22 protein-coding genes are annotated in these 21,786 nt (G+C 69.5%); 17 read left to right on the forward strand and 5 right to left on the reverse strand.

Annotation, left to right across the window (positions count from 1 at the left end):
* Nucleotides 1-135 precede the first annotated feature (135 nt).
* The 4 genes from purH to BMZ83_RS03010 all read left to right on the forward strand — a co-directional run bounded on the left by purH (nucleotide 136) and on the right by BMZ83_RS03010 (nucleotide 5,341).
* Nucleotides 136-1,752 (forward strand): bifunctional phosphoribosylaminoimidazolecarboxamide formyltransferase/IMP cyclohydrolase, encoded by a 1,617-nt coding sequence (purH, locus tag BMZ83_RS02995; RefSeq protein WP_074875487.1) that lies wholly within the window; start codon nucleotides 136-138, stop codon nucleotides 1,750-1,752.
* Nucleotides 1,753-1,853: 101 nt separating this feature from the next.
* Nucleotides 1,854-2,648 carry a QueT transporter family protein gene (locus tag BMZ83_RS03000; protein ID WP_206674342.1) on the forward strand — a complete coding sequence of 265 codons (795 nt, stop codon included), beginning with the start codon at nucleotides 1,854-1,856 and terminating at the stop codon, nucleotides 2,646-2,648.
* A gap of 42 nt (nucleotides 2,649-2,690) precedes the next feature.
* The gene (locus tag BMZ83_RS03005; RefSeq protein ID WP_079990096.1) at nucleotides 2,691-4,562 is read left to right on the forward strand and encodes an ABC transporter ATP-binding protein; all 1,872 of its coding nucleotides are present in this window, start codon (nucleotides 2,691-2,693) and stop codon (nucleotides 4,560-4,562) included.
* On the forward strand, nucleotides 4,559-5,341 hold the full coding sequence (locus BMZ83_RS03010) for an energy-coupling factor transporter transmembrane component T family protein (RefSeq protein ID WP_074875489.1): 783 nt from the start codon (nucleotides 4,559-4,561) through the stop codon (nucleotides 5,339-5,341). Before BMZ83_RS03005 ends, BMZ83_RS03010 begins: the two co-directional genes overlap by 4 nt.
* A gap of 30 nt (nucleotides 5,342-5,371) precedes the next feature.
* Here the strand turns inward: BMZ83_RS03010 and BMZ83_RS03015 are convergent, their stop codons facing one another.
* Nucleotides 5,372-6,613 (reverse strand): adenosylhomocysteinase, encoded by a 1,242-nt coding sequence (locus BMZ83_RS03015; RefSeq protein ID WP_074875491.1) that lies wholly within the window; start codon nucleotides 6,611-6,613, stop codon nucleotides 5,372-5,374.
* A 105-nt stretch (nucleotides 6,614-6,718) separates the two neighbouring features.
* Between BMZ83_RS03015 and folP the strand changes: the two genes are divergently transcribed.
* From folP to BMZ83_RS03045, 6 genes are all read left to right on the forward strand, one after another.
* Nucleotides 6,719-9,232 carry a dihydropteroate synthase gene (gene folP / locus BMZ83_RS03020; RefSeq protein WP_074875493.1) on the forward strand — a complete coding sequence of 838 codons (2,514 nt, stop codon included), beginning with the start codon at nucleotides 6,719-6,721 and terminating at the stop codon, nucleotides 9,230-9,232.
* Nucleotides 9,233-9,303: 71 nt separating this feature from the next.
* Nucleotides 9,304-9,981 carry an RNase P subunit p30 family protein gene (locus BMZ83_RS03025; protein ID WP_074876142.1) on the forward strand — a complete coding sequence of 226 codons (678 nt, stop codon included), beginning with the start codon at nucleotides 9,304-9,306 and terminating at the stop codon, nucleotides 9,979-9,981.
* On the forward strand, nucleotides 9,978-10,580 hold the full coding sequence (locus BMZ83_RS03030; RefSeq protein WP_074875495.1) for a class I SAM-dependent methyltransferase: 603 nt from the start codon (nucleotides 9,978-9,980) through the stop codon (nucleotides 10,578-10,580). The genes BMZ83_RS03025 and BMZ83_RS03030 overlap by 4 nt, the downstream gene beginning before the upstream one ends.
* A complete protein-coding gene (locus tag BMZ83_RS03035; protein ID WP_074875497.1) occupies nucleotides 10,577-11,056 on the forward strand; it encodes an Rpp14/Pop5 family protein in 480 nt (159 codons plus the stop codon). The genes BMZ83_RS03030 and BMZ83_RS03035 overlap by 4 nt, the downstream gene beginning before the upstream one ends.
* A 2-nt stretch (nucleotides 11,057-11,058) precedes the next feature.
* Nucleotides 11,059-11,814 (forward strand): archaeal proteasome endopeptidase complex subunit alpha, encoded by a 756-nt coding sequence (psmA, locus tag BMZ83_RS03040; RefSeq protein ID WP_074875498.1) that lies wholly within the window; start codon nucleotides 11,059-11,061, stop codon nucleotides 11,812-11,814.
* A 16-nt stretch (nucleotides 11,815-11,830) separates the two neighbouring features.
* Nucleotides 11,831-12,238, forward strand: a complete 408-nt coding sequence (locus BMZ83_RS03045; RefSeq protein ID WP_074875500.1) for a GNAT family N-acetyltransferase — start codon at nucleotides 11,831-11,833, stop codon at nucleotides 12,236-12,238.
* A gap of 175 nt (nucleotides 12,239-12,413) precedes the next feature.
* Here BMZ83_RS03045 and BMZ83_RS03050 read toward each other — a convergent pair whose 3' ends face one another.
* Nucleotides 12,414-12,761: a helix-turn-helix transcriptional regulator gene (locus BMZ83_RS03050; RefSeq protein WP_074875502.1), complete on the reverse strand. Its 348-nt coding sequence runs from the start codon at nucleotides 12,759-12,761 to the stop codon at nucleotides 12,414-12,416.
* A gap of 89 nt (nucleotides 12,762-12,850) precedes the next feature.
* On the opposite strand from BMZ83_RS03050, the gene BMZ83_RS03055 reads away from it, so the two are divergent.
* Nucleotides 12,851-13,192 (forward strand): glutaredoxin family protein, encoded by a 342-nt coding sequence (locus tag BMZ83_RS03055; RefSeq protein WP_074875504.1) that lies wholly within the window; start codon nucleotides 12,851-12,853, stop codon nucleotides 13,190-13,192.
* 113 nt (nucleotides 13,193-13,305) lie between these two features.
* Nucleotides 13,306-13,872, forward strand: coding sequence for a DUF7110 family protein (locus tag BMZ83_RS03060; protein ID WP_074875506.1), 567 nt, complete (start codon nucleotides 13,306-13,308; stop codon nucleotides 13,870-13,872).
* A 115-nt stretch (nucleotides 13,873-13,987) separates the two neighbouring features.
* Here BMZ83_RS03060 and BMZ83_RS03065 read toward each other — a convergent pair whose 3' ends face one another.
* On the reverse strand, nucleotides 13,988-14,338 hold the full coding sequence (locus BMZ83_RS03065; protein ID WP_074875508.1) for a HesB/IscA family protein: 351 nt from the start codon (nucleotides 14,336-14,338) through the stop codon (nucleotides 13,988-13,990).
* Between the two features lie 195 nt (nucleotides 14,339-14,533).
* On the opposite strand from BMZ83_RS03065, the gene BMZ83_RS03070 reads away from it, so the two are divergent.
* The 3 genes from BMZ83_RS03070 to BMZ83_RS16710 all read left to right on the forward strand — a co-directional run bounded on the left by BMZ83_RS03070 (nucleotide 14,534) and on the right by BMZ83_RS16710 (nucleotide 16,335).
* Nucleotides 14,534-14,998 (forward strand): hypothetical protein, encoded by a 465-nt coding sequence (locus BMZ83_RS03070; RefSeq protein WP_074875510.1) that lies wholly within the window; start codon nucleotides 14,534-14,536, stop codon nucleotides 14,996-14,998.
* 104 nt (nucleotides 14,999-15,102) lie between these two features.
* Nucleotides 15,103-16,071 carry a phosphoadenosine phosphosulfate reductase family protein gene (locus BMZ83_RS03075; RefSeq protein WP_074875513.1) on the forward strand — a complete coding sequence of 323 codons (969 nt, stop codon included), beginning with the start codon at nucleotides 15,103-15,105 and terminating at the stop codon, nucleotides 16,069-16,071.
* A 123-nt stretch (nucleotides 16,072-16,194) separates the two neighbouring features.
* Complete coding sequence (locus BMZ83_RS16710) at nucleotides 16,195-16,335, forward strand: DUF7503 family protein (RefSeq protein ID WP_166623246.1); 141 nt, start codon at nucleotides 16,195-16,197, stop codon at nucleotides 16,333-16,335.
* On the opposite strand, the gene BMZ83_RS03080 is transcribed toward BMZ83_RS16710, so the two are convergent.
* Both BMZ83_RS03080 and BMZ83_RS03085 read right to left on the reverse strand, forming a co-directional pair.
* Nucleotides 16,319-18,394: a hypothetical protein gene (locus BMZ83_RS03080; protein ID WP_074875515.1), complete on the reverse strand. Its 2,076-nt coding sequence runs from the start codon at nucleotides 18,392-18,394 to the stop codon at nucleotides 16,319-16,321. The two genes, BMZ83_RS16710 and BMZ83_RS03080, sit on opposite strands and share 17 nt — an antisense overlap.
* Nucleotides 18,391-19,053, reverse strand: coding sequence for a DUF7504 family protein (locus BMZ83_RS03085; protein WP_074875517.1), 663 nt, complete (start codon nucleotides 19,051-19,053; stop codon nucleotides 18,391-18,393). The genes BMZ83_RS03080 and BMZ83_RS03085 overlap by 4 nt, the downstream gene beginning before the upstream one ends.
* 75 nt (nucleotides 19,054-19,128) lie before the next feature.
* Here BMZ83_RS03085 and BMZ83_RS03090 point away from each other — a divergent pair, with 75 nt between their 5' ends.
* Nucleotides 19,129-19,866, forward strand: a complete 738-nt coding sequence (locus BMZ83_RS03090; protein WP_394327182.1) for a diphthine--ammonia ligase — start codon at nucleotides 19,129-19,131, stop codon at nucleotides 19,864-19,866.
* A 228-nt stretch (nucleotides 19,867-20,094) separates the two neighbouring features.
* Nucleotides 20,095-21,735: a Na+/H+ antiporter NhaC family protein gene (locus tag BMZ83_RS03095; RefSeq protein ID WP_074875523.1), complete on the forward strand. Its 1,641-nt coding sequence runs from the start codon at nucleotides 20,095-20,097 to the stop codon at nucleotides 21,733-21,735.
* Nucleotides 21,736-21,786: the final 51 nt, after the last annotated feature.

The raw sequence follows: 21,786 nt of genomic DNA on the forward strand, positions 1-21,786 counted from the left end.
GCGGCGCCCGTGAGGCATCCACGTGTATACGTTCGTCGAGATATGCCCCGTTCTCCCCTCGATCTATCCTCGAACGTGCCTATCGGCCGGGTCCCGACCGCAACGCTCTTTGTCCGTTCGCCCGGGAACTCGACCATGAAGATCGCCGGTATCGCGGGCAACCGCGGCCGAAACCTTCTGCACATTGCGAACATTTCGCCCGGCGGCGCCGAGCTCTCGGTCGTCGTCGCGAACGGCGAGGACGCGCCGGTGCTCGACGACGCCGCGGAACGCGGGATCCCGAGCGTCGGTGTCGAGCGCGGGGACGACGAGTCACGCGAGTCCCACGAGGAACGGCTCCTCGACGCGCTCGGCGAGCACGAGTTCGACGTGGTCTGTCTGGACGGGTTCATGCGGGTCCTGAGTCCGGAATTTCTGGACAGCGTGGACACTGTGCTCAACGTCCACCCGTCGATCCTACCGGCGTTCCCCGGCGCCGACGCCCACGCGCAGGTCCTCGACGCGAACGTCCGGACGACGGGAGCGACGGTCCACATCGCCACCGAGGCCGTCGACGACGGGCCGATCGTCACCCAGGAGACCGTCCCGGTGTTCGAGGACGACGACGAGGCCTCGCTGAAGGAGCGCGTGCTCCACGAGGCGGAGTTCGAGGCCTACCCACGCGCAGTCCGGTGGTTCGCCGAGGGCGCCGTCGAGGTCGAACGTGACGACCAGGGGCGCCCGGTCGGCGTCGACCTCGCGACCGACGTTCGCGGCGACCTGCCCGCGCGCCGGACCGTCTCGAACCGCCGCGAGGACGACCTGCGCTACGGGGAGAACCCCCACCAGGACGCCGCGGTCTACGCCAGCGACGCGAGCGAGGAGCCCAGTGTGGTCCACGCGCCCCAGTTGAACGAGGGCGCGAAGGCGCTGTCGTACAACAACTACAACGACGCCGACGGCGCGCTGAACCTGATCAAGGAGTTCGAGGCGCCGGCGGCGGCGGTCATCAAGCACACCAACCCGGCCGGCTGTGCGACCGCCGACACGCTGGCGGACGCCTACCGCGACGCGCTCGCGACCGACGCCAAGTCCGCCTTCGGCGGCATCGTCGCGCTCAACCGCGAGTGCGACGCCGAGACCGCCGGGGAGATCGTCGACTCGTTCAAGGAGGTCGTCGTGGCGCCCGGCTACACCGACGACGCGCTGGACGTGCTCACCGGGAAGGACAACCTCCGCGTGCTCGACGTGGGCGACCGAACCGAGGACAACACGCTCGGCCCCGCGGACCGCACGGAGCGCTTCACGGAGAAGGCGCTCGTGGGCGGCCGGCTCGTGCAGGAGCGCGACCGCTCCACGATCACCCGCGAGGATCTGGAGGTCGCCACCGAGCGCGAACCCACCGAGGAACAGCTCGAGACGATGCTGTTCGCCTGGAAGGTGCTCAAACACGTCAAGTCCAACGGTATCCTGATCGCCGACGGCACTGAAACCGTCGGTGTCGGGATGGGGCAGGTCTCCCGCGTCGACGCCGTCGAACTGGCGGCGATGAAGGCCGAGAAGGACGCCGACGGGAAGTCCGCCGAGGGCGCCGTCGTCGCCTCGGACGCGTTCTTCCCGTTCCCGGACGCCGTCGAGGCGGCCGCCGACGCCGGCGTCGAGGCGGTGATCCAGCCCGGCGGCTCCGTGAACGACGACGACGTGATCGAGGCCGCCGACGAGCTGGGGCTGGCGATGGTGCTGACCGGGCAGCGCGCGTTCCGTCACGACTGAGGGGCTGCGACACCGTTTTCGACTGGTTTCCACGTTCGTGGATAGCTCTCGCCGGGTGACGGAGGATTTATGCCCTTCTGTGCAAGCCTTCCACCCGTTCCATGCGAGAACTACTCACGATGTGGCGCGACACGCGGATGGTAATGCTGGTGGCCGTCGTCGCGGCGGTGTACGCGGCGCTTCTGATACCGTTCAAGCTGTTCACCATCCTCCCGGGACTGACGAGCATTCGCCCGGCGAACGTCCTCCCCGTGTTCTTCGGGATCGCGTTCGGCCCGGCCGCCGCGTGGGGGTCGGCGATCGGGAACCTCATCGGCGACGTGTTCGGGGGGACGTTCGGTCCCGGCAGCGTCGGCGGGTTCGTCGGGAACTTCTTCTTCGGGCTGGTCGGCTACAAGCTCTGGGGGAACCTCGGCCCGCTCTCCAGCGGCGAGGAGCCGGACTTCCGCGACCAGCGGCTCCGACAGCTGATCGAGTACGTCGCCGTCGCCGTCGCCGCCGCCGCGGCGTGTGCGGCGATCATCGCCTGGGTCGTCGACGCGCTGGAGCTCGTCCCGTTCTCGGTGCTGGGGCCGATCATCCTCACGAACAACGCGGTGTCGGCCATCGTCCTCGGCCCGCCGCTGTTCTACCTCGCGTACCCGCGTGTCAAGGAGATGGGACTGCTCTACCCCGACGTGCTCCGGAACGAGGACCTCCCGGATAGAGCCAACTCGGCGGGCGCGTGGGCGATCCTCGTGGTCCCGCTCGTCTGGATCGGTATCGCGGTGTTCGTCCTCGGCGGCGCGCCCGGTTCCACCGCACAGATCGGGCTGGGTGCCGTCGGCTTCCTCGTCACCGCAGCCGCGGCGTACGTCGCGGGCGAGAACTTCTCGGCCGTCGTCCGGGACGCGTGAGAAGGGAAACGGCTTTCGGCGGCCGACACGCGTGTCCATCCGATGAGTGACAGCGAGGACGTCGCCGTCCGCCTCCGGGACGTGGTGTTCTCCTACGTCCGCAACGCGACGCTTCCCGAGCCAGAGGAGTTGACCGGGGAGGCCGACCCGGACGAGCGGGAAGGGCCGGTCCTCCGGGGTGTCGACGTGTCGGTGCCGGCCGACTCCTTCACCGTCGTGATGGGGGCCTCGGGGGGCGGCAAGTCGACGTTACTTCGCACGTTCAACGCCATCATCCCGGACTTCATCGACGGCTCGTTCCGGGGCGAGGTTGACGTGCTCGGCGTCGACGCGACCGAGACGCGGGTCAGCGAGATGGCCCGCGACGTGGGGATGGTGCTCCAGGACTACGAGTCACAGCTGTTCGGCACCAGCGTCGAGGCCGAGGTCGCCTTCGGCCCCGAGAACCTCGCGGTGCCAGCCGAGGAGATCGAGCCCCGCATCGAGCAGTCGCTCGACCTCGTGGGACTCGACGACCTCGAACCCCACCGGGAGCCGTCCGGCCTCTCGGGCGGCCAGAAACAGCGGTTGGTGTTCGCGGGCGTCGCGGCGACCCACCCGGAACTGCTCGTGCTCGACGAGCCGACGAGCGACCTCGACCCTAGGGGGACCCGCGACATCGTCGACGTGGTGAACACGCTCTCGGCCGGCGACGCGGCCGGCGGCGACTGGTCGGGGCCGGACACGATCGCGATGGTGACCCACAAGATCGAGGAAGCGCTGCTCGCGGACCACGCAGTGCTGCTGAAGGACGGCCGCCCGTTCCGCTCGGGGACGGTTCGGGAGGTGTTCACCGACACCGACGCGCTCACGGCCGCCCGGGTCGCCGTCCCACCGCTCGTCGAGGCGTTCGACGAACTCGGCTGGCCCGAGGACGACCTCCCGCTCCTGCCCGAGGAAGCCCGCGACCGGGTCGCGGCAGCCGACGCGGAGTACGAAGCGCCCGCCGAGCCGGGCGTCGCGCCGGGCGGCACCGGCGCGGAGCCGGGCGACCTGCTGTTCGAACTCTCCGACGTGACGTTCGCCTACGACACCGACCGCGGTCCGGTGACCGCCGTCGACGGCGTCGACCTGACGGTTCGCGAGGGCGAAGTGGTGGCGCTGGTCGGCCACAACGGCAGCGGCAAGACCACGCTGGCAAAACACTTCAACGGACTCCACGAGGCCGACGACGGGTCGGTCAGCTATCGGGGCCGACCCGTCCCCGAGTACGGGATGGGCGAGATCGGCCGCGAGGTCGGCTTCGTCTTCCAGAACCCCGACCACCAGATCTTCGCAGAGACCGTCAGGGAGGAGGTGGCATTCGGCCCGAAGAACTTCGGGCTGACGGGCGAGGAACTGGAGCGGCGGGTCGATCGCGCGCTCGAGACCGTCGAGCTCGACGGGCTCGACGACGCGGACCCGTTCGCGTTCTCGAAGGGGCAGCGCCAGCGCGTCGCCCTCGCGGGGATCCTGGCGACCGACCCCGAGGTCATCGTCTTCGACGAGCCGACGACGGGGCTGGACGCGACCCAGCAGCGACAGTTCATGGACCTCGTCGCGGAACTCAACCGCGAGGAGGGGGTGACCGTGGTGATGGTGACCCACGACATGGGCACCGTCGCACGCTACGCCCCGCGGACCGTCGTGATGCGGGACGGCGCCGTCGCCGACGACCTCCCGACCCGGGAGCTGTTCGGCGACGAGGCGACGCTCGCCGAGTACGACCTCGTGCCGCCGCATCCGGCGGCGTGTGCGAACGCCGTCCGGGGCGACGAGCCGACGGCGCTGACCGCCGAGGAGCTCGCGACGGCACTCGGCGGGACCGACGCGCTGGCTGACGCTGAGCCGGTCGGTGACGGGGCGTCGACCGCGACGGAGGGTGCGGACCGATGAGCAGTACCTCGCTCTACGTCGACGCCGACAGCTTCCTCCACCGGCTCGACCCGCGGGCGAAGCTGGCGCTCCTGGTGGCGATGGCCGTCCCGGCGTACACGTTCGGCCGGCCGGCGTTCATCGCGATCCCCTTCGTCGCGGCGCTGGTCGGGCTCTGGATCGGCCAGGGGCTGCGGAACCTCCGCCGGGTCTGGTTCATCATCGTCGCGCTGTTCGTCGTCGGCCTCGTCGTCTGGCCGGGGTTCGTCGAGCGCGGCGGCCCGGTCGTCGTCGACGTGGGCCCGCTGTACCTGACCGAGCGCCAGACGCTGTTCGCGCTCGGGCGCTCGCTGCGGATCACGTCGTTCATCCTCGGCGGGCTGGTGTACGTCTCGACCACGTCGAACGAGGAGATCGTCAGGGGGATGCGCGGGCTGGGACTGCCCTACGCGTTCTGTTTCGCGGTCGGCACCGCGCTCCGGCTGTTCCCGACGTTCCTCGACGCGGCGGGGACGGTCCGGCAGGCCCAGGAGGCCCGCGGGCTGGAGATCTCCTCGAGGAACCCGATCGAGCGGGCCCGCAGCTTCATCCCGCTGCTGATCCCGGTGTTCATGACCGCGTTCCGGAACATCGAGACGCAGTCGATGGCGCTCGAGGCCCGCGGGTTCGACACCCGGAGCGAACGAACGTTCTACCGCGACTCGGACTTCGCGTTCCGGGACTGGCTCGCGGTCGGGTTCACCGTCGCCGTCTCGGTCGCGTCGATCGCGCTGTCGACGATGGGTGTCGGGACGTTCTGAGAACGGCCCGAACAGGGCGCCCCCTCTCGCTCAGAACGCGCTGTCCTCGTGTCGCCAGTCCTCGGCGTACTGTTCCTGCGCCTCGGTGACGGCGTCGATGTCGATGTCGAGCGTGTCGAGCTTTCGCTCGGCAACGTCCCGGTCCAGTCGGTCCGGGATCGCGTACAGCCCCGGCCCGAGCCCGTGGTCGCGCGTCAGCAGGTCGTAGGCGGTCACGAACATCATCGCGTGGGTGGTGTCGATGATCTCCGCCGGGTGGCCCTCGCTGGCCGGCCCGGTGAGGTTCACGAGCCGCCCGTCGGCGAGCAGGTTGATGTGGCGACCGTCGGGGGTGGTGTACCGGGTGATCCCCTCCTTGGGTTCGGTGACCGATTCAGCGTACCCCTCGAGCGCGTCGAGGTCGATCTCCACGTCGAAGTGGCCGGCGTTGGCGAGTTGGGCGCCGTCCCCCATCCTTTCGAAGTGCTCCCGTCGGATCACGTCCCGGGTGCCCGTGCTGGTGATGAAGACGTCGCCGATCTCGGCGGCCTCGTCCATCGACATGACGCGGTGGCCGTCCATGTGCGCCTCAAGCGCCTTCCGCGGTTCGACCTCGGTGACGACGGTCTGGGCGCCCATGCCGCGGGCCTTGCGGGCGATGCCGCGGCCACAGTAGCCGTAGCCGGCGACGACGAGCCTCTGGCCCGTGATGACGGTGTTGGTCGTGATGGAGACGTTCACCAGCGCGGACTCGCCGGTGCCGTGGACGTTGTCGAAGTAGTGCTTCATCGGCGTGTCGTTGACGCCGTAGACGGGGAACTCGAGCACGCCCTCCTCGTCCATCGCCTCCGCGCGGGTGATCCCGGCGGTGGTCTGCTCGCCGCCGCCGAGGACGTTCTCGGCGACCTCGGGGTGGTCGGCGTGGCACTTCGAGATGAGCTCGCAGCCGTCGTCGAGCAGGAAATCCGGCTCCCGTTCGAGGAGTTCGTGCTGGGCCTCGTCGAACTCCTCGTCGGTCATCCCCTCCCAGACGTAGGCGGTGATGCCGGGCTGGTCGTCGAGGTACTCGACCACGTCGCCGTGGGTCGACTGGGGCTCGGAGGCGGTGAACAGCACCTCGGCGCCGGCCCGGTTGAGCGCCTCGACCAGACAGCCCGAGACGGCCTCCATGTGGGTCGCGAGGCCGATGGTGTAGCCGGCGAGCGGTTCCTCGTCCTCGTGTTCGTCGCCGAGGGACTGGAGTACGGGGGTGTACTCCCGCGCCCAGGCGAGCGGGTCGTCGGTGGTTGACACGGGTGGGTGATTCGGGCGCGGGGCGATAAAGCGACCGGAGGCGGTCAGCGTGGCTGGCGACCCGCGTCCGAAACGGCCAAACGCCCACCGGACACAACGTCGCCCATGCACTACCACGAGGCCGCGAACTTCCTGTTCGACCTCCGGCGGTTCGGCGTGGACCCCGGCGTCGAGGCGGTACAGGACTTGCTCGCGGCGGTCGATGTCGATCCGGGTTCCGGCGACGGCCCGGCCTACGTCCAAGTCGCCGGCACCAACGGGAAGGGCAGCACCGCGCGGATGGTCGAGTCGGCGCTGCGGGAGGCCGGCCGCTCGGTCGGGCTCTACACCTCGCCCCACCTCGAACACCTGACCGAGCGCGTCCGCGTCGACGGCCGGGAGCTGCCCCGCTCGGCGGTCGCGGCGTTCGTCGAGGAGGCGAAACCGTGGCTGGTCGACCGCGCCGTCGACGGCGCGCCGCTGACCTTCTTCGAGGTCGTCACCGGGCTGGGGATCTGGTGGTTCGAGCGCGCCGGCGTCGACGTGGCCGTCCTCGAGGTCGGCCTCGGCGGCGAACTCGACGCCACCTCCGCGGTCGATCCGATCGCGAGCGCGGTCACGAACGTCTCGCTGGAGCACACGAACGTCCTCGGCGACACGGTCGAGGAGATCGCGGAGACGAAGGCCCACGTCGCCCCCGAGGGCCGACCGCTCGTCACCGGGACCGAGGGCGCCGCGCTCTCGACGGTCCGGGAGGTTGCTGATCGCGTCGGCGCCAGCGGCGTGCTCACGGTCGGCGAGGACGACTGGCGCGGGGAGGGAGCCACGGCGGAGGACGAGCACCCGGACGTGACGGTGGCCTACGACGGCCGCGTCACCCACCAGCAGTCAGGGGTCAGCGTGGCCGGCGACGGCTGGGCGGTCGACGCGCGGCTCCCCCTGCTCGGCGAGCACCAGGCGATGAACGCCGGGATCGCCTGCATCCTCGCGCGGCAGGCCGGCGCGGAACTCGGCGTCGACGTGGGCCGCGGCGCGCTTGAGCGCGGGCTCGCGAAGGCGGACTGGCCCGGCCGGTTCGAGGTGATGGCGCGATCGCCGTTGACGGTGCTCGACGGCGCACACAACCCCGAGGCCTGCGAGACCGTGACCGAGACGCTCTCGACGTTCGACTACGACGACTGCCACCTCGTCGTCGCCGCGATGCACGACAAGGACACCGCCGGGATGGCGGCGGCGTTGCCCGACGGCGCGACGGTGACGACCTGCGAACCCGTCACCGACCGCGCGGAGGACTCAGAAGTGCTGGCGCGGACGTTCGAGACCGCCGGCTACGACGACGTGCGATCGACCGGCTCGGTCGCGAACGCGCTCTCGCTGGCCCGCGAGGACGCCGCCGACGGGGACGCGATCCTCGTGACCGGCTCGCTGTACGCCGTCGCCGAGGCGCGCGCGACGTGGACGCGACTCCAGGTTCCCAAGCAGGTGGACTCCATCGACGACGCCGAGACCGTGCTGCGGAACGCGCAGGTCTCCGAGCCCGGCATCTGGCGGATGCGCGGGAAGGCCGACCACCGCGTGCTCCACACCCGGGTCCAGCAGCGCCAGGCCGAGTACCTCAAACAGGAGATGCTCTCGCTGGACGGCGAGTGCTCGGCGTCGGCGCTGCGGTCCGGCGGCGAACTCCACGACGTGGTGCTCTCCGGGACGATGGCGCAGTTCAAGCGCCTCGCTGAGAAACTGCAGGGCCAGCCCTGGGGGCTCTCCGAACTGGGCGCGGAGATCCGCCGGCAGTTGGGGATCCAGCACAACGAGCCCCGGCGCGATCTACCGTGGCCCGAGGACGGGACGGCCGTCATGGGCGTGCTGAACGTCACGCCGGACTCGTTCCACGACGGCGGCGAGTACGAGCGGGTCGAGGACGCCGTCGCGCGCGCCGAGGCGATGGTCGACGCCGGCGCCGACCTGATCGACGTGGGCGGCGAGAGCACGCGGCCGGGCGCCGACCCAGTCGAGATCCAGGAGGAACTCGATCGCGTCCTCCCCGTCGTCGAGCGCCTCGCGGACCTCGAAGTGCCGGTCTCGGTCGATACACGCCGGCCCGAGGTGGCTCGAGCGGTCGTCGACGCCGGCGCCGGCGTGCTCAACGACGTGGCGGGGCTGCAGGACCCGGAGATGCGCCGCGTGGCCGCCGAGACGGGCGTCCCGGTCGTGCTGATGCACTCGATCGAGGCCCCCGTCGACCCCGAGACGGAGGTCCACTACGACGACGTGGTCGAGGAGACGATCCGGGAGCTCCGCGAGCGCCTGCTGGCCGCCGAGAAGGCCGGCGTCGACCGCGAGCAGGTGGTGATCGACCCCGGGATCGGCTTCGGGAAGACGGCGCGGGAGTCGTTCGAACTGCTCGACCGGCTGGGTGAGTTCGACGCGCTGGGCTGTCCGCTGCTGTTCGGGCACTCCCACAAGTCGATGTTCGAACTGACGGGCGAGGCGGCCGGCGACGCGCCGAACTCCACGGTCGCGGCCTCGGCGCTGGCAGCGGCGAACGGCGCCGACATCGTCCGCGTCCACGACGTGGCCGAGAACGTCGCCGCGGTGAACGTCGCCGACGCCGCCGACGATCCGGAGGGGTTCGAGCCGTGAGCGACGACGCGAGCGGCGACCGGGGTGCAGGGAGCGCGGGGAGTGACGCGGATTTCGGCCCGTACGAGGCGGTGTACGCCCATCCGGAGGGCGACGCCACGGTCGGCCGCCAGGTGAAGACCGCCGCGGAGTACGGCTTCGAGGGTGTGCTCGTCCGCACGGGCGGGGCGGAGTACGACCCCGGGACGCTGGCGGATCGCTACGGCGTCGACGTGGTCCGGGGCGTCGAGATCGACGCCGAGGACCCACAGGGCGCGAGCGGCGCCGTCGGGACCCACCGGAGCGAGTGCACGGTGGTGCTGGTCCGCGGCGGGACGGACGCGCTCAACCGCTTCGCGGTCGAGCAGGACCGCGTCGACGTGCTCGCACGTCCCTTCGACGGCGAGGGCGACGTGAACCACGTGCTCGTGAAGGCGGCGGTCGACCACGACGTGCGCATCGAGTTCGACCTCGGCGCCGTGCTGCGCGACGACGGCGGCACGCGGGTCCGCCGGCTCCGGAAGCTCCGGAAGCTCCGGGAACTGGTCGACTACTTCGACGCGCCGTACGTCGTGAGCGCGACGGCGGCGTCGCACCTCCGCCTGCGTGCGCCCCGCGACCTCGCGGCCGTGGGCGAACAGATCGGCTTCGGCGCCGACGCGGTCCGCGAGGGGCTTGCGGAGTGGGGTCGACTGGCCGCGCGCAACCGGGAGCGACTGTCCGAGTCGTTCATCTCCCCGGGGGTCCAACGTGGGAGGGACGACGAATGAAGCGATCCATCGACGAACACGCCGAGCGGTTCTCCGCGGTCGCCGCGGAGTACGACGAACAGCAGGACAGCGACGAGTACGCCGCCTGCGCGTCGATGGTGATCGACGCCGCCGACCCCGGCCCCGAGGAGACGGTACTCGACCTCGGAACCGGCACGGGCGCGATCGCCCTCGCACTCGCGTCCGACGCGGGGAGGGTGATCGGCCGGGACATCAGCGAGGGGATGCTCGCCGAGGCGCGCCGGAAGGCCGATGCGGCCGGCCACGAGAACGTGGCGTTCGGGGAGGGCCGGTTCCGCGAGCCGAACGTCGACGCCGCGGTCGACGTGGTGGTCTCGAACTTCGCGATGCACCACCTCGCGGACGACGAGAAGCGCGAGGCGATCGAGGTCATCGCCGACCTCGACCCGCGGCGGTTCGTGCTCGGCGACGTGATGCTCTCGGGCGAAATCCCCGAGGGCGAGGAGGCGTTCTCGCCCGAGGTCGACGACCCAGCGACGGTCGGCGTGCTGGTCGAGACGCTGACCGACGCGGGCTTCTCGGTGTCGTCGGCGACGCTCGTGAGCGACCAGTACGGGGTGCTCGTCGCCGACCGATGAAGCACCTCCCCAAACACCTCCAGCCGCGGTGGCGCTACCTCGCGGTGTCGATCGAGACGTGGCCCGACGCCGGGATCGGGCGCCGAGCGTTCCAGCGAGAGCTCTGGTACGCCGGCCAGAACCTGCTGGGCGACCCGGGCAGTGCCGACGCCGACCTGCGACTGATGCGGTTCGAGGTCGCGGGCGGGAGCGGCGGCGCGATCGTGCGAGTTCGCCGGGGTGAGGTCGACGCCGCGCGCGCGGCGATCGCCTGCGTCGACGAGGTGAACGGCCACCCCGTGGGGCTGCGAACCGCCGGCGTCTCGGGCAGCGTCGACGCCTGTTCGGAAAGCTATTTAGGCGATCCAGCCCCCAGTTCGACACAGAGAGAGGTCGCGTTCGACGGCGCCGATCGGCCGGCTCGACGCCGGGACGGCGCCGTCGACGTCGACGCCCAGACGGGGTGGGTCGGCGCGACCGTCCACGACACCGAGTAACCATGCAAGGACAACAACAGCAGGCCTACGACCGCGGTATCACCATCTTCTCGCCCGACGGGCGCCTCTACCAGGTCGAGTACGCTCGCGAGGCGGTCAAACGCGGTACGCCCAGCGTCGGCGTGCGAACCCCGGAGGGCGTCGTGCTCGCGGCGGACAAGCGCCGCCGTTCGAAGATGATCGAACCCGACTCGGTGGAGAAGCTCCACAAGGTCGACGACCACATCGGCATCGCCAGCGCCGGCCACGTCGCCGACGCGCGCAAGCTGATCGACGTGGCGCGGCGGGAGGCACAGACCAACCACCTGCGCTACGGCGAACCGATCGCCGTCGAGACGCTCGCGAAGACGGTGACCGACTTCATCCAGCAGTACACGCAGTACGGCGGCGCCCGCCCGTTCGGCGTCTCGCTGATCGTCGGCGGCGTCACCGAGGGCCGCCCGCGCCTGTTCGAGTGCGACCCGAGCGGCACGCCCTACGAGTGGCGCGCGCTCTCCGTCGGCGCCAACCGGGCCGACATCCGCGACCACCTCGAGGCCGAGTACGAGGAGGGGATGAACCTCGAGGACGGCGTCGACCTCGCGCTCTCGGCGCTCACGGTCCACGACGACGAGGAGATGGACCCCCACGGCGTCGACCTCGCGACGATCGACGTCGAGAGCGGGGAGTACGTCCACCTGCCGCCCGAGGAGGTCGAGACGCACCTGGCGAGACAGGACCTGCTCGCGACGGACGACGAGGAAGCCGACGGGGAGTAGTCCGACTCGATTCTCGATGCCGTACGAACTGCACGAGTCGCCGCCGACGGTCGACCGGTTTCTCGAACTCCGGGACGCCGCGGGGATGTCCGAGCGCTCCCGCGAGGCCGTCGAACGGGGGCTCCCGAACAGCGACTACGCCGTGACTGTCGTCGACGGCACGGGCGAGACGGTCGGAATGGCCCGGGTCGTGGGCGACGGCGGGTCGGTGTTCCACGTCTGCGACATGGTCGTGCACCCCGATCACCAGGGACAGGGGCTGGGAAGCCGGATGATGGACGCGCTGATGGACTGGATCGACGGGACCGCGCCGCCGAAGGCGTACGTGAACCTGCTGGCGGACGTGGACGGCTTCTACGAGCAGTGGGGGTTCGAACGGACGGCACCCGCCTCGAGGGGGATGTACTACCGCGTCGAGGAGTGAGTCGGTGCGGTCGTCGACGCCCCGTCGTGGGGCAGACACGATTACGGCGTTGGTTCCGTGGCCCCACGACGGAGCGTGCGGCAGGTTGCTCGCCGTGATTGGGTAGAACACGATCACGGCAACAAGCTCTCCGGCCGAGACGCGGGGGTCTCGGCTGGTCGCGAGCCGTGATCGGTCAGTACTCCTCGTAGGCGAGGTTCATCAACCACTGCGAGAAGGCGTCGGACTGGGCGTCGACCTCCTCCTCGCCGATGAAGGGAGTGAGCATGTCCCCGGCCATCAGCAGGGAGAAGTCGAGGTCGCGCGTCCGCGGTTTCAGCAGGTAGGTGTTGTGGCCGTTGTACACCGCTTCCTCGCGCTGGATCAGCTCCTGCTCGGCGAGTGACTCCGCGATCCGACTGCCCTTTCGCGAGGAGATGTCCAGCTCCTTCCAGAAGTCGCTCTGGTAGATGCCGCCGCTCTCGCGGATCAGCTCGAGGGCCTGCCGCTCGTCTTCGCTGAGGTCGTAGTCGGCCGCGCTCATGTTGTGCGACGGTTGACGGGCCGGAGGTTAAAGGCTACCGTCCCCGCGGCGCAACCGTTATCCGAACAAGCCACCTACCTCGTACCGACATGAGCTCCCAGAGCGAACTTACCGAGGAGGAAGTCCGCGAGCGGGTCGAGGAAGTTCTCGAAGAGAACGAAGTCGTCCTGTTCATGAAGGGCAACCGCCTGATGCCCCAGTGTGGCTACTCCCAGCGCGCGGTCCAGCTGATCTCGCAGTACCGCGCGGAGTTCGAGACCGTCGACGTGCTGCCGGCGCTCCCGCAGTACCGGTCCGTGCTCGAGGAGAAGTCCGACTGGGAGACGATCCCCCAGACGTACGTCGACGGCGAGTTCGTCGGCGGCAGCGACATCCTCGCGGAGCTCGACGAGCGCGACGAGCTCGCGGAGACGGTTCACGCCAGCGCCTGAACCACGGGCAACAACAGCTAAAAGGACAGACGGCCTAGAACCGGCGTACTCGTACGGTTATCGCCACTCGCCGCCCACCGAACTCCCACACCAATCCCATCCCACACCCACAAATGACTGGTCGCGTATTCCGACTCCATTCGACCCTCGAACTGCCACTCGAAGACCTCGAAGAGTTTCTGGAGGATCCGGATCTCCCGCCCGAACTCGACGACGTCGAACTCACCCGCCGGAACAACACCCTGATCCTGAAAGCCGTCGCGGAGGACGCCGACATCGGCAAGTACACCCCGACGGCTCAGCTCAAAGCGAGCGTCTCGGAGACCCGCGTCTACGAGGAGGAGCCGCCGAAGACCGCCCCGACCTGGGGCTCGGAGGAGGAAGAGGAGGAGATCCCCTCCGAACTCGTCGAGTTCGCCTGCTTCAAGGGCGACCGCGAGACGGTGCTCCAGAACAGCGCGCTGCGGTTCCCGATGTTCCTCGTGCTCCGCGAGCTGGCGCTGCTCTCAGAGAAGGGCACGCTGACCGCCGTTCTGGAGAAAGACGACGACCTGCAGGCGGTCCGCATCGTCGAAGGCGAGGAACGTCCCGCGAGCGTCGAAGTCGTCGAGAACCCCCGACAGGGCAACGGCGAGGACGGCGGCGTCAACTGGCGGGACAACGAGTTCATCTCGGAGTGACGCTGTAGAAGAACTCGACGTTTCGCTGGGGGACTGAGTTCACTCGCAGAATCGTCTCGGAAACGGCTGTGCAGTGCTTCTCCAGACTCCGTAGACCCGTCTCCACGGGCCGTAATCACCGAAACGAGAGCCCGCAACCACACTGCTGGTTCGCGTTCGGGTTGTCGATCCGGAATCCCGTCCCGTGGACCGACCGCGTGTGGTCGATCTCGGCGCCCTCGACGTACTCGACCGCCGCCGGATCGACGAACACGTTCACGCCGTCACGATCGCGGACGAGATCGTCCGTCTCCGGCGATCCGACCAGGTCGAACCGGTAGGAGAGGCCCGCGCACCCGCCGCGTTCGACAGCGACGCGGAGGCCGGCGGCGGTCGGGTCGAGCCCCTGTGAGCCAAGCAGCGACGCCAGCCGTTCGTCGGCGTCGGCCGTGAGCGAGAGCAATCGGTCCGCGGACTTGCGACCCATCGTTACTCGTGTCCCGAGGTGGCCGGCATAAACCTCGCGACTCCCCACGCGGCGCGCGGAGGAGCCCCTATCGGCGCCGCAAGCGGGAACCGAACCTTTCTCCCCCCGAGGACCCGACCCGCTCCCCATGTGCATCGCCCGCGACCCGCCCGGAACCGAACACGCCGTCGACCGCGTTCGCCACGGTGGACGCCGATGACCGACGAGGACAGTCCGGATGACCTCCCGGCGGGCGACGACCTCGACCACGCGCTGCCGGCAGCCGACCTGCAGTACCCGACCCTCGAGTTCGACGAGGGGTGCATCGACGACGACGGCTCGTTCGACCTCTCGGCGGAGGCCGACCGGGAGGCGATGAGCGAGGCGGCCGAGGGCGTCGCCGGTGCGCTGTCGAGCCACGACCTCGCGGTCGAGACCGAGGCGGGGTACACCGCGTTCGGCGTGGGCCCGAAGTCGGTCGAGGCGTCGTTCGACCCCGACGAGGGCGAACTGGCGGTGACGCTGCGCCTCTCGGCGAAGGCGATGGCCGTCGACGACGGCTCGGGGGAACGAGTCGGCTCCCGGGGCGACGCCGGATTCGTTCCGGAGTCGATGCTGACCGACGACGGCGACGACTACCGGTGCTACCGCTGGATCGACGATCCCGAGTCCCCCGAGTGATCGGCATCGGACCGGCGCGAGGCGGGTAACCGCCCGACTCGGTCGGTCGGCCCGCGAATCGAACACAAGACCTTTGATGATTCGTAATTACATCTAATTAGACGATGACCGAGTTCCCCGATTACCTGAACGTCGACTACACGGACGGCGAGGGCGAGTCCCCGGAGGACTACCCGAGCCTACAGCACAAGATCGAGAAGGCCATCGAGGTCACGCGGCAGGGACTCGAGGAGTACGAGAACCCCGCGATCATGTGGACCGGCGGGAAGGACTCCACCCTCACGCTCTACTTCGTGAAGGAGGTCGCCGAGAGGCACGACCTCGAGATGCCGCCGGCGGTGTTCCTGGATCACTACCAGCACTTCGACGAACTCATCGACTTCGTCGAGCGCTGGGCCGACGAGTGGGACCTCGACGTGATCTTCGCGCGCAACGAAGACGTGGGCGCGTACGTCGAGGAACACGACCTCACGCCGGGCGACGACATCGAGATCTCGGCGCTCAACGAACAGAACCGGCACCACATCCGGAACATCCTCGAGTACGAGGAGGACACGTTCCCGTTCCTGCTCGACACGTACGTCGGCAACCACCTGCTGAAGACGGTGCCGCTGAACAACGCCATCGAGGAGTACGACATCGACGGCATCGTCTCCGGCGTCCGCTGGGACGAGCAGGAGGCCCGCGCCGACGAGACGTTCTTCAGCCCGCGTCACGACCCCGACATCTATCCGCCCCACGACCGCATCCAGCCGATCCTGCAGTTCGACGAGCGTGCGGTCTGGGACGCGTTCTGGCACTACGTCGTGCCCGACACCGTCGAGGGGTTCCCGGAGGACGGCTACGTCCCCGACGACGCCGACGACCTGCCCAACGGCCTGACGCAGGACGACATCCCGGTCTCGCCGAAGTACTTCGCGGGCTTCCGCTCGCTCGGCTCGGAGGTCTCCACCGAGAAGAGCGAGGAGGAACCCGCGTGGCACCAGGACCTCGAGAACACCACCGAACGCGCCGGCCGCGCCCAGGACAAGGAGGACCTCATGGAGCGCCTCCGCGACCTGGGCTACATGTAACGCGCGGCGAACCGACCGCACGACCGCCGCGATCGCCGTCATAGCTGTTCGCCGTTTTACACATCAGTTTCATATAGGAATTTTAACGGTATATTTTTTACCACCTCAATTCAGGAACGGAACATGGAATCCAACAGTTCCAGCATGGCGGCGTACCTCGCGGAACACCCGAAGATGGTCGGCGTCCTGTTCACGATGCTGGTGGTGCTCTCGCAGGCCAGCGGTATCGTCGCGGCCGGCCAGGGGACTACTGTCGGTCCCTGAGCGTCGACAGATCGACCGAGTTCGTCCACCAGAGTTCGCCGTCGACGACGATGGGGATGCGGTGATCGCTCAGTCGCTCCACCAGCCGCTCGTAGGTGACGGTGAACGTCGCCATCTCGCCCACCGCGAGGTACTGCGTGCCGTTCTCCTCGATGTACGGGCGAGTCATCGAGCCGACGTTGTACGTCGCCGTCGGGTACTCGTGGTACGTGACGGTCACTCGCTCCGGCCCCCGCTCGTCGCAGGTGAGCAACAGCGGCGTCCCGGAGTCGGACTGTGAGATCGTGACGCGCCCGTCGCCGACGACCACGTAGTTCTGCCGCGAGATCCGGATACGGCGGATCACGTCCAGCGCCCCGTGGAAGTCGAAGCCGGCGTCGAGCAGGCGGGCCAGGTGCCGGCCGGTCGTGGTCGCTTTCGCGTTGCTCACGCTGGTGAGCGTCGCCACCCCGCCGAAGGCGCCGGCATCGACGAGCGCCTGGCCCTGCTCGTAGGAGCGACAGCCGTTGAGCAGGAACGCCTCCACGCCCGTCCCCGAGAGGGTCCCCAGGTCGAGGTAGCCGTCGGCGCACTGCACCCCCTCGTCCTCCACGTGACCGACGTAGTGGAGGAAGCTGGTCTCCGTTCGCAGCACCGACCGAAGTTCCCGCTTGGTCAGGTCGTTGTGGCGCCGCACCTCGAAGGTGAGCATGTCGAAGAAGCCGTACAGCTCCTCGTCGATCTCCTCGAGCATCGCCTCGTCGTTACAGACCAGCGTCACCGTCGTCGTGCTGTCGTCGGTCGGCTGGCGGCCGAGCCGTCGCCGGTAGGCGTCGACGGTCGGCTTCGAGGCGCCCATCGGGAACTGCTCGCCCACCCAGACGTGGCCGTACGTGTCCGTTTCGACCGGGGATCGAACCGACTCGGCTGTCGCGTGGGCGTTCTGTGTGGTCCGGCTCCCGCGGGGCGCCCCCCGCGCGTCGTCGGCCCGGAAGAACTCCTCGAGTTCGTCGGGTTCCGTCGTCGCCGTGGATCGCTCCGCGAGCGGCGTCGGCGACCGGACGATCGCGAGGTCGTCGGCGACGAACGGCAGGATCGCCGCGTTCCGGGCCGCCGGCTCCACGTCCGCGGTGAGGTGCCAGTCCAGCAGGTCCTCGGTGGCGTCCCGCGGCACCGACAGGTAGGCGGCGGTCCGGCGGTCGATCGGCATCTCGTACCACCGCTCGGGGTCGATCGCCGTTCTGTCGGCCAGCGCCGCCCGCTCCCGGAGCGACACCGGGTAGAGCCCTTCCGTCCGGGCGACACAGTCGAGGAGGAAGCAGTGTCTGAGCGTGTCGGCCGCTGCCTCACCCAACTCGCCACGCAGGGGGACCGTCTCGTCGCCGGCGACGAGTTCCGGCATCGCGGCGCCGGTCCGGACGGCGGCGCCGAGGTAGTACGACAGGGGTGCGACGCTGAACACGCTCGCGTAGTCGTCGGGGACCCGGATCTCGATGCCCGTGGCCGGCCGTTCGATGCCGTCGGCGTCGAACGCCTCGCCGAACTCGAGCATGGGCGGATGCCCGCGGAGCGTCGGGAACGAGCGCTCCGGCGACGTGGTCTTGAGCGCCGAGGCGAACAGCGAGACCCCGCGGGCCACGCCGGCGGGCGTCTTCGGCACCGTGACGGTGCCGGCGGGGCGTCGGTGGGGCGAGCGAGCGCCGACGAGGACCGTCGACGGGCCGTCGAAGCTGATCCGGGTGCCCGACCCGGCGGTGGCGACCGTCGCGAAGGGGTCGATCCGGAGGTAGAGCTTCATCGGCGTGTTCGTCGCCTCCACGAACGTCGTCGCCGTCACGGACTGTTCCGCGCCGGCCACCGCCCGGCGTCCGCTGCCGGCGGCGTCCCGGAGGTGGTAGTCGACCACCGTCGGCAGTGAGAGGCGGTCGGTCCGGATGTGGACCGCGGCGTCGATCGGGGCGGGGAACTGGTCGGTGGTCGCCGGCGCCGGCGAAACGCCGTCGGCGTTGACGACGTACTCGACCTCCTCGACCGTGTCGACGACCCGCAGGCCGCGCTCGGCGGTTTCGAACTCGATCACGGTTCACCGAGGGCGACCCAACTGGTGGTACCTCGCCCCGGGAGGTGCCAGCGTTGCTCGGGGTCCGTCGCGGCGGTCCGGAGCTCCAACCGGGCGTCGAACACGGAGTCGAGGTCGGCGACGGCGTCGGAGTCCGGCGCCCGCGGCAGGTGGTAGTGACCGACCCCGCGGACACGGCGGACCGCACCGGTCAGCCGAGCGGTGAGGGTCCGGACGGCTTCGACCCCGTGGGCCTCGAGCAGCGTCTCGAGCGAGTAGACGCCGGCCCGGAGCACGGCGGGCGACGGCGTCCCGTCGGGCTCCCACTCGCGGATCTGGGCGTCGATACGGCGGACGGTGTCGTCGGCGCGTCCCGGCTGGACGGGGCTATCGGCGACCGCGTCGCCGCGGAGATCTGGCTCGCCGATCAGCGCCACCTCGTCGTCCTCGGGCGCGTACTCGCCCGGGAGCCACGCGGCGTCGTCGACGCCGCTGTCGGTGAGTGCGAGCACTCGGTAGCGCTCCTCGTCGGGGTGGCCCAGCAGGCGACGCGTCGCTCGGCGGGAGACGGCTTCCGGCACGTCCCCGATGACGAGCACCTGCGCCCCGCGGCGCTTGAGCTCCTGGAGCGTCCTCCGGACGCTCCCGCCTCCGCGGCACGTCGCGACGGGCCGGCTCATGCTCGGAGGTGACTGCCCCCGCATGAAAAACGTCGTGATGGTCCGAGCTGGAACCGGTCCCGAACCGGAGACGGTATGGCCGCGGATCGACTGGTAACCGCCATGACCTGGGTGAGCCTCTTCTCGGGCGGGAAGGACTCCGCGTGGGCGCTCCATCGCGCCCGGCAGGAGGGACTGGACGTCGGCCGGCTGTTGACCGTCCACCCGGCGGGGGACTCGTACATGTACCACACGCCAGCGACCCACCTCGCGGGCCTCGCCGCCGAGAGCATCGGCCTCCCGCTCGTCGAGGTCGAACCCGAGGCGTTCGGCGCCGACGACGTCGTCGACGCCGGCGCGCAGGGCGACGCCGAACTCGAACCGCTGGAGGCTGCGCTCGAGCAGCTGGCCGACGAGCCGGGGTTCGATCTCACCGGCGTCACCGCCGGCGCCGTCGAGAGCGAGTTCCAGACCTCCCGGATCGAGGGACTCTGTGATCGCCTCGGCATCGACCTGTTCGCGCCGCTGTGGCAGCGCGACCCGGTGACGCTCGCCGAGGAGATGCTCGAGGCCGGCTTCGAGATCAAGATCGTGCAGGTCGCCGCCGCGGGCCTCGACGAGTCGTGGCTGGGGCGCACGCTCGACGCGGAGGCGTTGTCGGAGCTGCGTGCGCTCAACGAGGAGTACGGCGTCCACGTGCTGGGCGAGGGCGGGGAGTTCGAGACGTTCGTCGTCGACGGGCCCCACATGGCCCGCCGGATCGCGATGGAGCTGGGCACCGAGTGGGAAGGCACCCGCGGCCACGTCGTCGTCGAAGACGCACGGCTCGAGTGAGCGGAACTGGGTTGGGCTGACGGGACGTCGGTACCTGACGGGGATTTCGTCCGACGCGATCTCTCGCCACCGGTGGGTTTATATACACTTGCCCGGGAGGGACAAGCTGTCACGGGTTGAGGTAACACATGTCACAGCTACGAACCGAACCCGAGTACGCGGCCGTCGGGTATCGTTCCGCACACTACGGGGACCGCTCCCCGGCGTACGGCTCCGGGGGTGATCACGATGGTTGATCCCGGCGGGTTGGTAGTACCCCTGCAGAGTTCCGAGTTCGGGGCGATCTCGCTGTTGCCGCCGCTGCTGGCCATCTTCCTGGCGATGATCACTCGCCGGGCGATCCTCTCGTTGTTCCTCGGCGTCTGGTCCGGTGCGGTGATCTACACCGGGGGGCACGGGGTCGTCACGACGCTGACGTGGACAGCCCAGTCGATCGGCGAGAGCCTGTTCAACGCCAAGATCCTGATGATCGTGATGTTCCTCGGCGCGGGGGTCGCGATGATCTGGCGGTTGGGCGGGGCACTCGCCATCGCCAACGCCGCCACCTCCCGGCTCGACTCCCAGCGCAAGGTGGGGGTGGCGACGTGGGTCTTCGGAATGCTGTGGTTCTTCGGGGACTACTCCAACACCGCGATCGTCGGCACGACGATGCGGGACATGGCCGACGAGATGCGGATGTCCCGGGAGAAACTCTCCTACATCATCGACTCCACCGCCGCGCCGGTGGCGACGTTCGGCATCTCGAGTTGGGTGGTGTACCAGCTGAGTATGATCGACCAGGGGTACGAGTCCGCGGGGATCTCCGGGCAGGCGCCGGGCTCGTTCACGGTGTTCCTCCAGAGCATCCCGTTCAACATGTACTGCATCTTCGCGGTCGTGATGGTCGGGATCATCGTGCTGAGTCGGCGTGACTTCGGCGAGATGCTCGACGCCGAGCACCGCTCCTGGAAGGACGGGAAGGTGCTCCGCGACGATGCGACGCCGATGCAGAGCGCCGAGGAGAGCCTGGGCGACGTGGTGACCGACACGCCCAGCCTCCGGTTCTTCCTCATCCCGGTCGGCTCGCTGATCACGGTCGTCTTCGTCGGCGCCGCCTTCACCGGCGTCACCGGCGCGGGCGCAGGCGCTTCGTTCATCGAGATCGTCGACAACGCCGCGTTCGTCGACGCGCTGCTGTGGGGCTCGTTCACGATGGTCTCGATGGGGATCATCTCGGGCACCATCGCCGGCCTGATGGGTCTAGAGGAGGCGATGGAGACGGTGATCGACGGGTTCAGCATGATGCTGACGGCGGCGTCGATCCTGATCATGGCGTGGACCATCGGCGGCGTCACCACCACGCTCGAGACCGGGATCTACGTCACGAACGCCGCCCAGGCGTTCATCAGTCCCACGCTGCTGCCCGTGGTGATCCTGATCGCCTCCGCGATCATCGCGTTCTCCACCGGTACGTCGTGGGGGACGATGGCGATCGTGACGCCGATCGCGATCCCGCTGGCCTGGAACATCGGCGGCACGACGCCGGAGCTCCTGCCGGTCGCGGTCGGGACGGTGTTCAGCGGCGCCATCTTCGGCGACCACTGCTCGCCGATCTCGGACACGACGATCCTCTCGTCGACGTTCGCCGGCGCGGACCACATCGACCACGTGCGGACCCAGATCTACTACGCGATGACGGTGATCACCGTCGCGATCCTGATGCTGCTGGTCTGGGGCGTGACCCGGATCACGCCGCTGATCCTGCTGCCGATCGGCGTCGGCGTGCTGTACGCCGTCGTCTACGGGCTCTCGGAGTGGGACGCCGGAAGGAAGGGGGTCGATCCGAAGGCTGCGTCGACGGATCAGCGATCGACGCCGTCGGACGACTGACCCGCGGTGGCGGGCGGCCGCGGATCCGCGACGCCTCGATCGCGACGCCGT

This window comes from Halolamina pelagica (assembly GCF_900115675.1).
GTDB classification, from domain to species: Archaea; Halobacteriota; Halobacteria; order Halobacteriales; family Haloferacaceae; genus Halolamina; species Halolamina pelagica.

Bases quoted from the DNA above. Each gene is read 5' to 3' on its own strand.
- purH (WP_074875487.1), top strand. From the start codon at position 136: ATGAAGATCGCCGGTATCGCGGGCAACCGCGGCCGAAACCTTCTGCAC.
- BMZ83_RS03000 (WP_206674342.1), top strand. From the start codon at position 1,854: ATGCGAGAACTACTCACGATGTGGCGCGACACGCGGATGGTAATGCTG.
- BMZ83_RS03005 (WP_079990096.1), top strand. From the start codon at position 2,691: ATGAGTGACAGCGAGGACGTCGCCGTCCGCCTCCGGGACGTGGTGTTC.
- BMZ83_RS03010 (WP_074875489.1), top strand. From the start codon at position 4,559: ATGAGCAGTACCTCGCTCTACGTCGACGCCGACAGCTTCCTCCACCGG.
- folP (WP_074875493.1), top strand. From the start codon at position 6,719: ATGCACTACCACGAGGCCGCGAACTTCCTGTTCGACCTCCGGCGGTTC.
- BMZ83_RS03030 (WP_074875495.1), top strand. From the start codon at position 9,978: ATGAAGCGATCCATCGACGAACACGCCGAGCGGTTCTCCGCGGTCGCC.
- BMZ83_RS03035 (WP_074875497.1), top strand. From the start codon at position 10,577: ATGAAGCACCTCCCCAAACACCTCCAGCCGCGGTGGCGCTACCTCGCG.
- psmA (WP_074875498.1), top strand. From the start codon at position 11,059: ATGCAAGGACAACAACAGCAGGCCTACGACCGCGGTATCACCATCTTC.
- BMZ83_RS03045 (WP_074875500.1), top strand. From the start codon at position 11,831: ATGCCGTACGAACTGCACGAGTCGCCGCCGACGGTCGACCGGTTTCTC.
- BMZ83_RS03050 (WP_074875502.1), bottom strand. From the start codon at position 12,761: ATGAGCGCGGCCGACTACGACCTCAGCGAAGACGAGCGGCAGGCCCTC.
- BMZ83_RS03055 (WP_074875504.1), top strand. From the start codon at position 12,851: ATGAGCTCCCAGAGCGAACTTACCGAGGAGGAAGTCCGCGAGCGGGTC.
- BMZ83_RS03060 (WP_074875506.1), top strand. From the start codon at position 13,306: ATGACTGGTCGCGTATTCCGACTCCATTCGACCCTCGAACTGCCACTC.
- BMZ83_RS03065 (WP_074875508.1), bottom strand. From the start codon at position 14,338: ATGGGTCGCAAGTCCGCGGACCGATTGCTCTCGCTCACGGCCGACGCC.
- BMZ83_RS03070 (WP_074875510.1), top strand. From the start codon at position 14,534: ATGACCGACGAGGACAGTCCGGATGACCTCCCGGCGGGCGACGACCTC.
- BMZ83_RS03075 (WP_074875513.1), top strand. From the start codon at position 15,103: ATGACCGAGTTCCCCGATTACCTGAACGTCGACTACACGGACGGCGAG.
- BMZ83_RS16710 (WP_166623246.1), top strand. From the start codon at position 16,195: ATGGAATCCAACAGTTCCAGCATGGCGGCGTACCTCGCGGAACACCCG.
- BMZ83_RS03085 (WP_074875517.1), bottom strand. From the start codon at position 19,053: ATGAGCCGGCCCGTCGCGACGTGCCGCGGAGGCGGGAGCGTCCGGAGG.
- BMZ83_RS03090 (WP_394327182.1), top strand. From the start codon at position 19,129: ATGGCCGCGGATCGACTGGTAACCGCCATGACCTGGGTGAGCCTCTTC.
- BMZ83_RS03095 (WP_074875523.1), top strand. From the start codon at position 20,095: ATGGTTGATCCCGGCGGGTTGGTAGTACCCCTGCAGAGTTCCGAGTTC.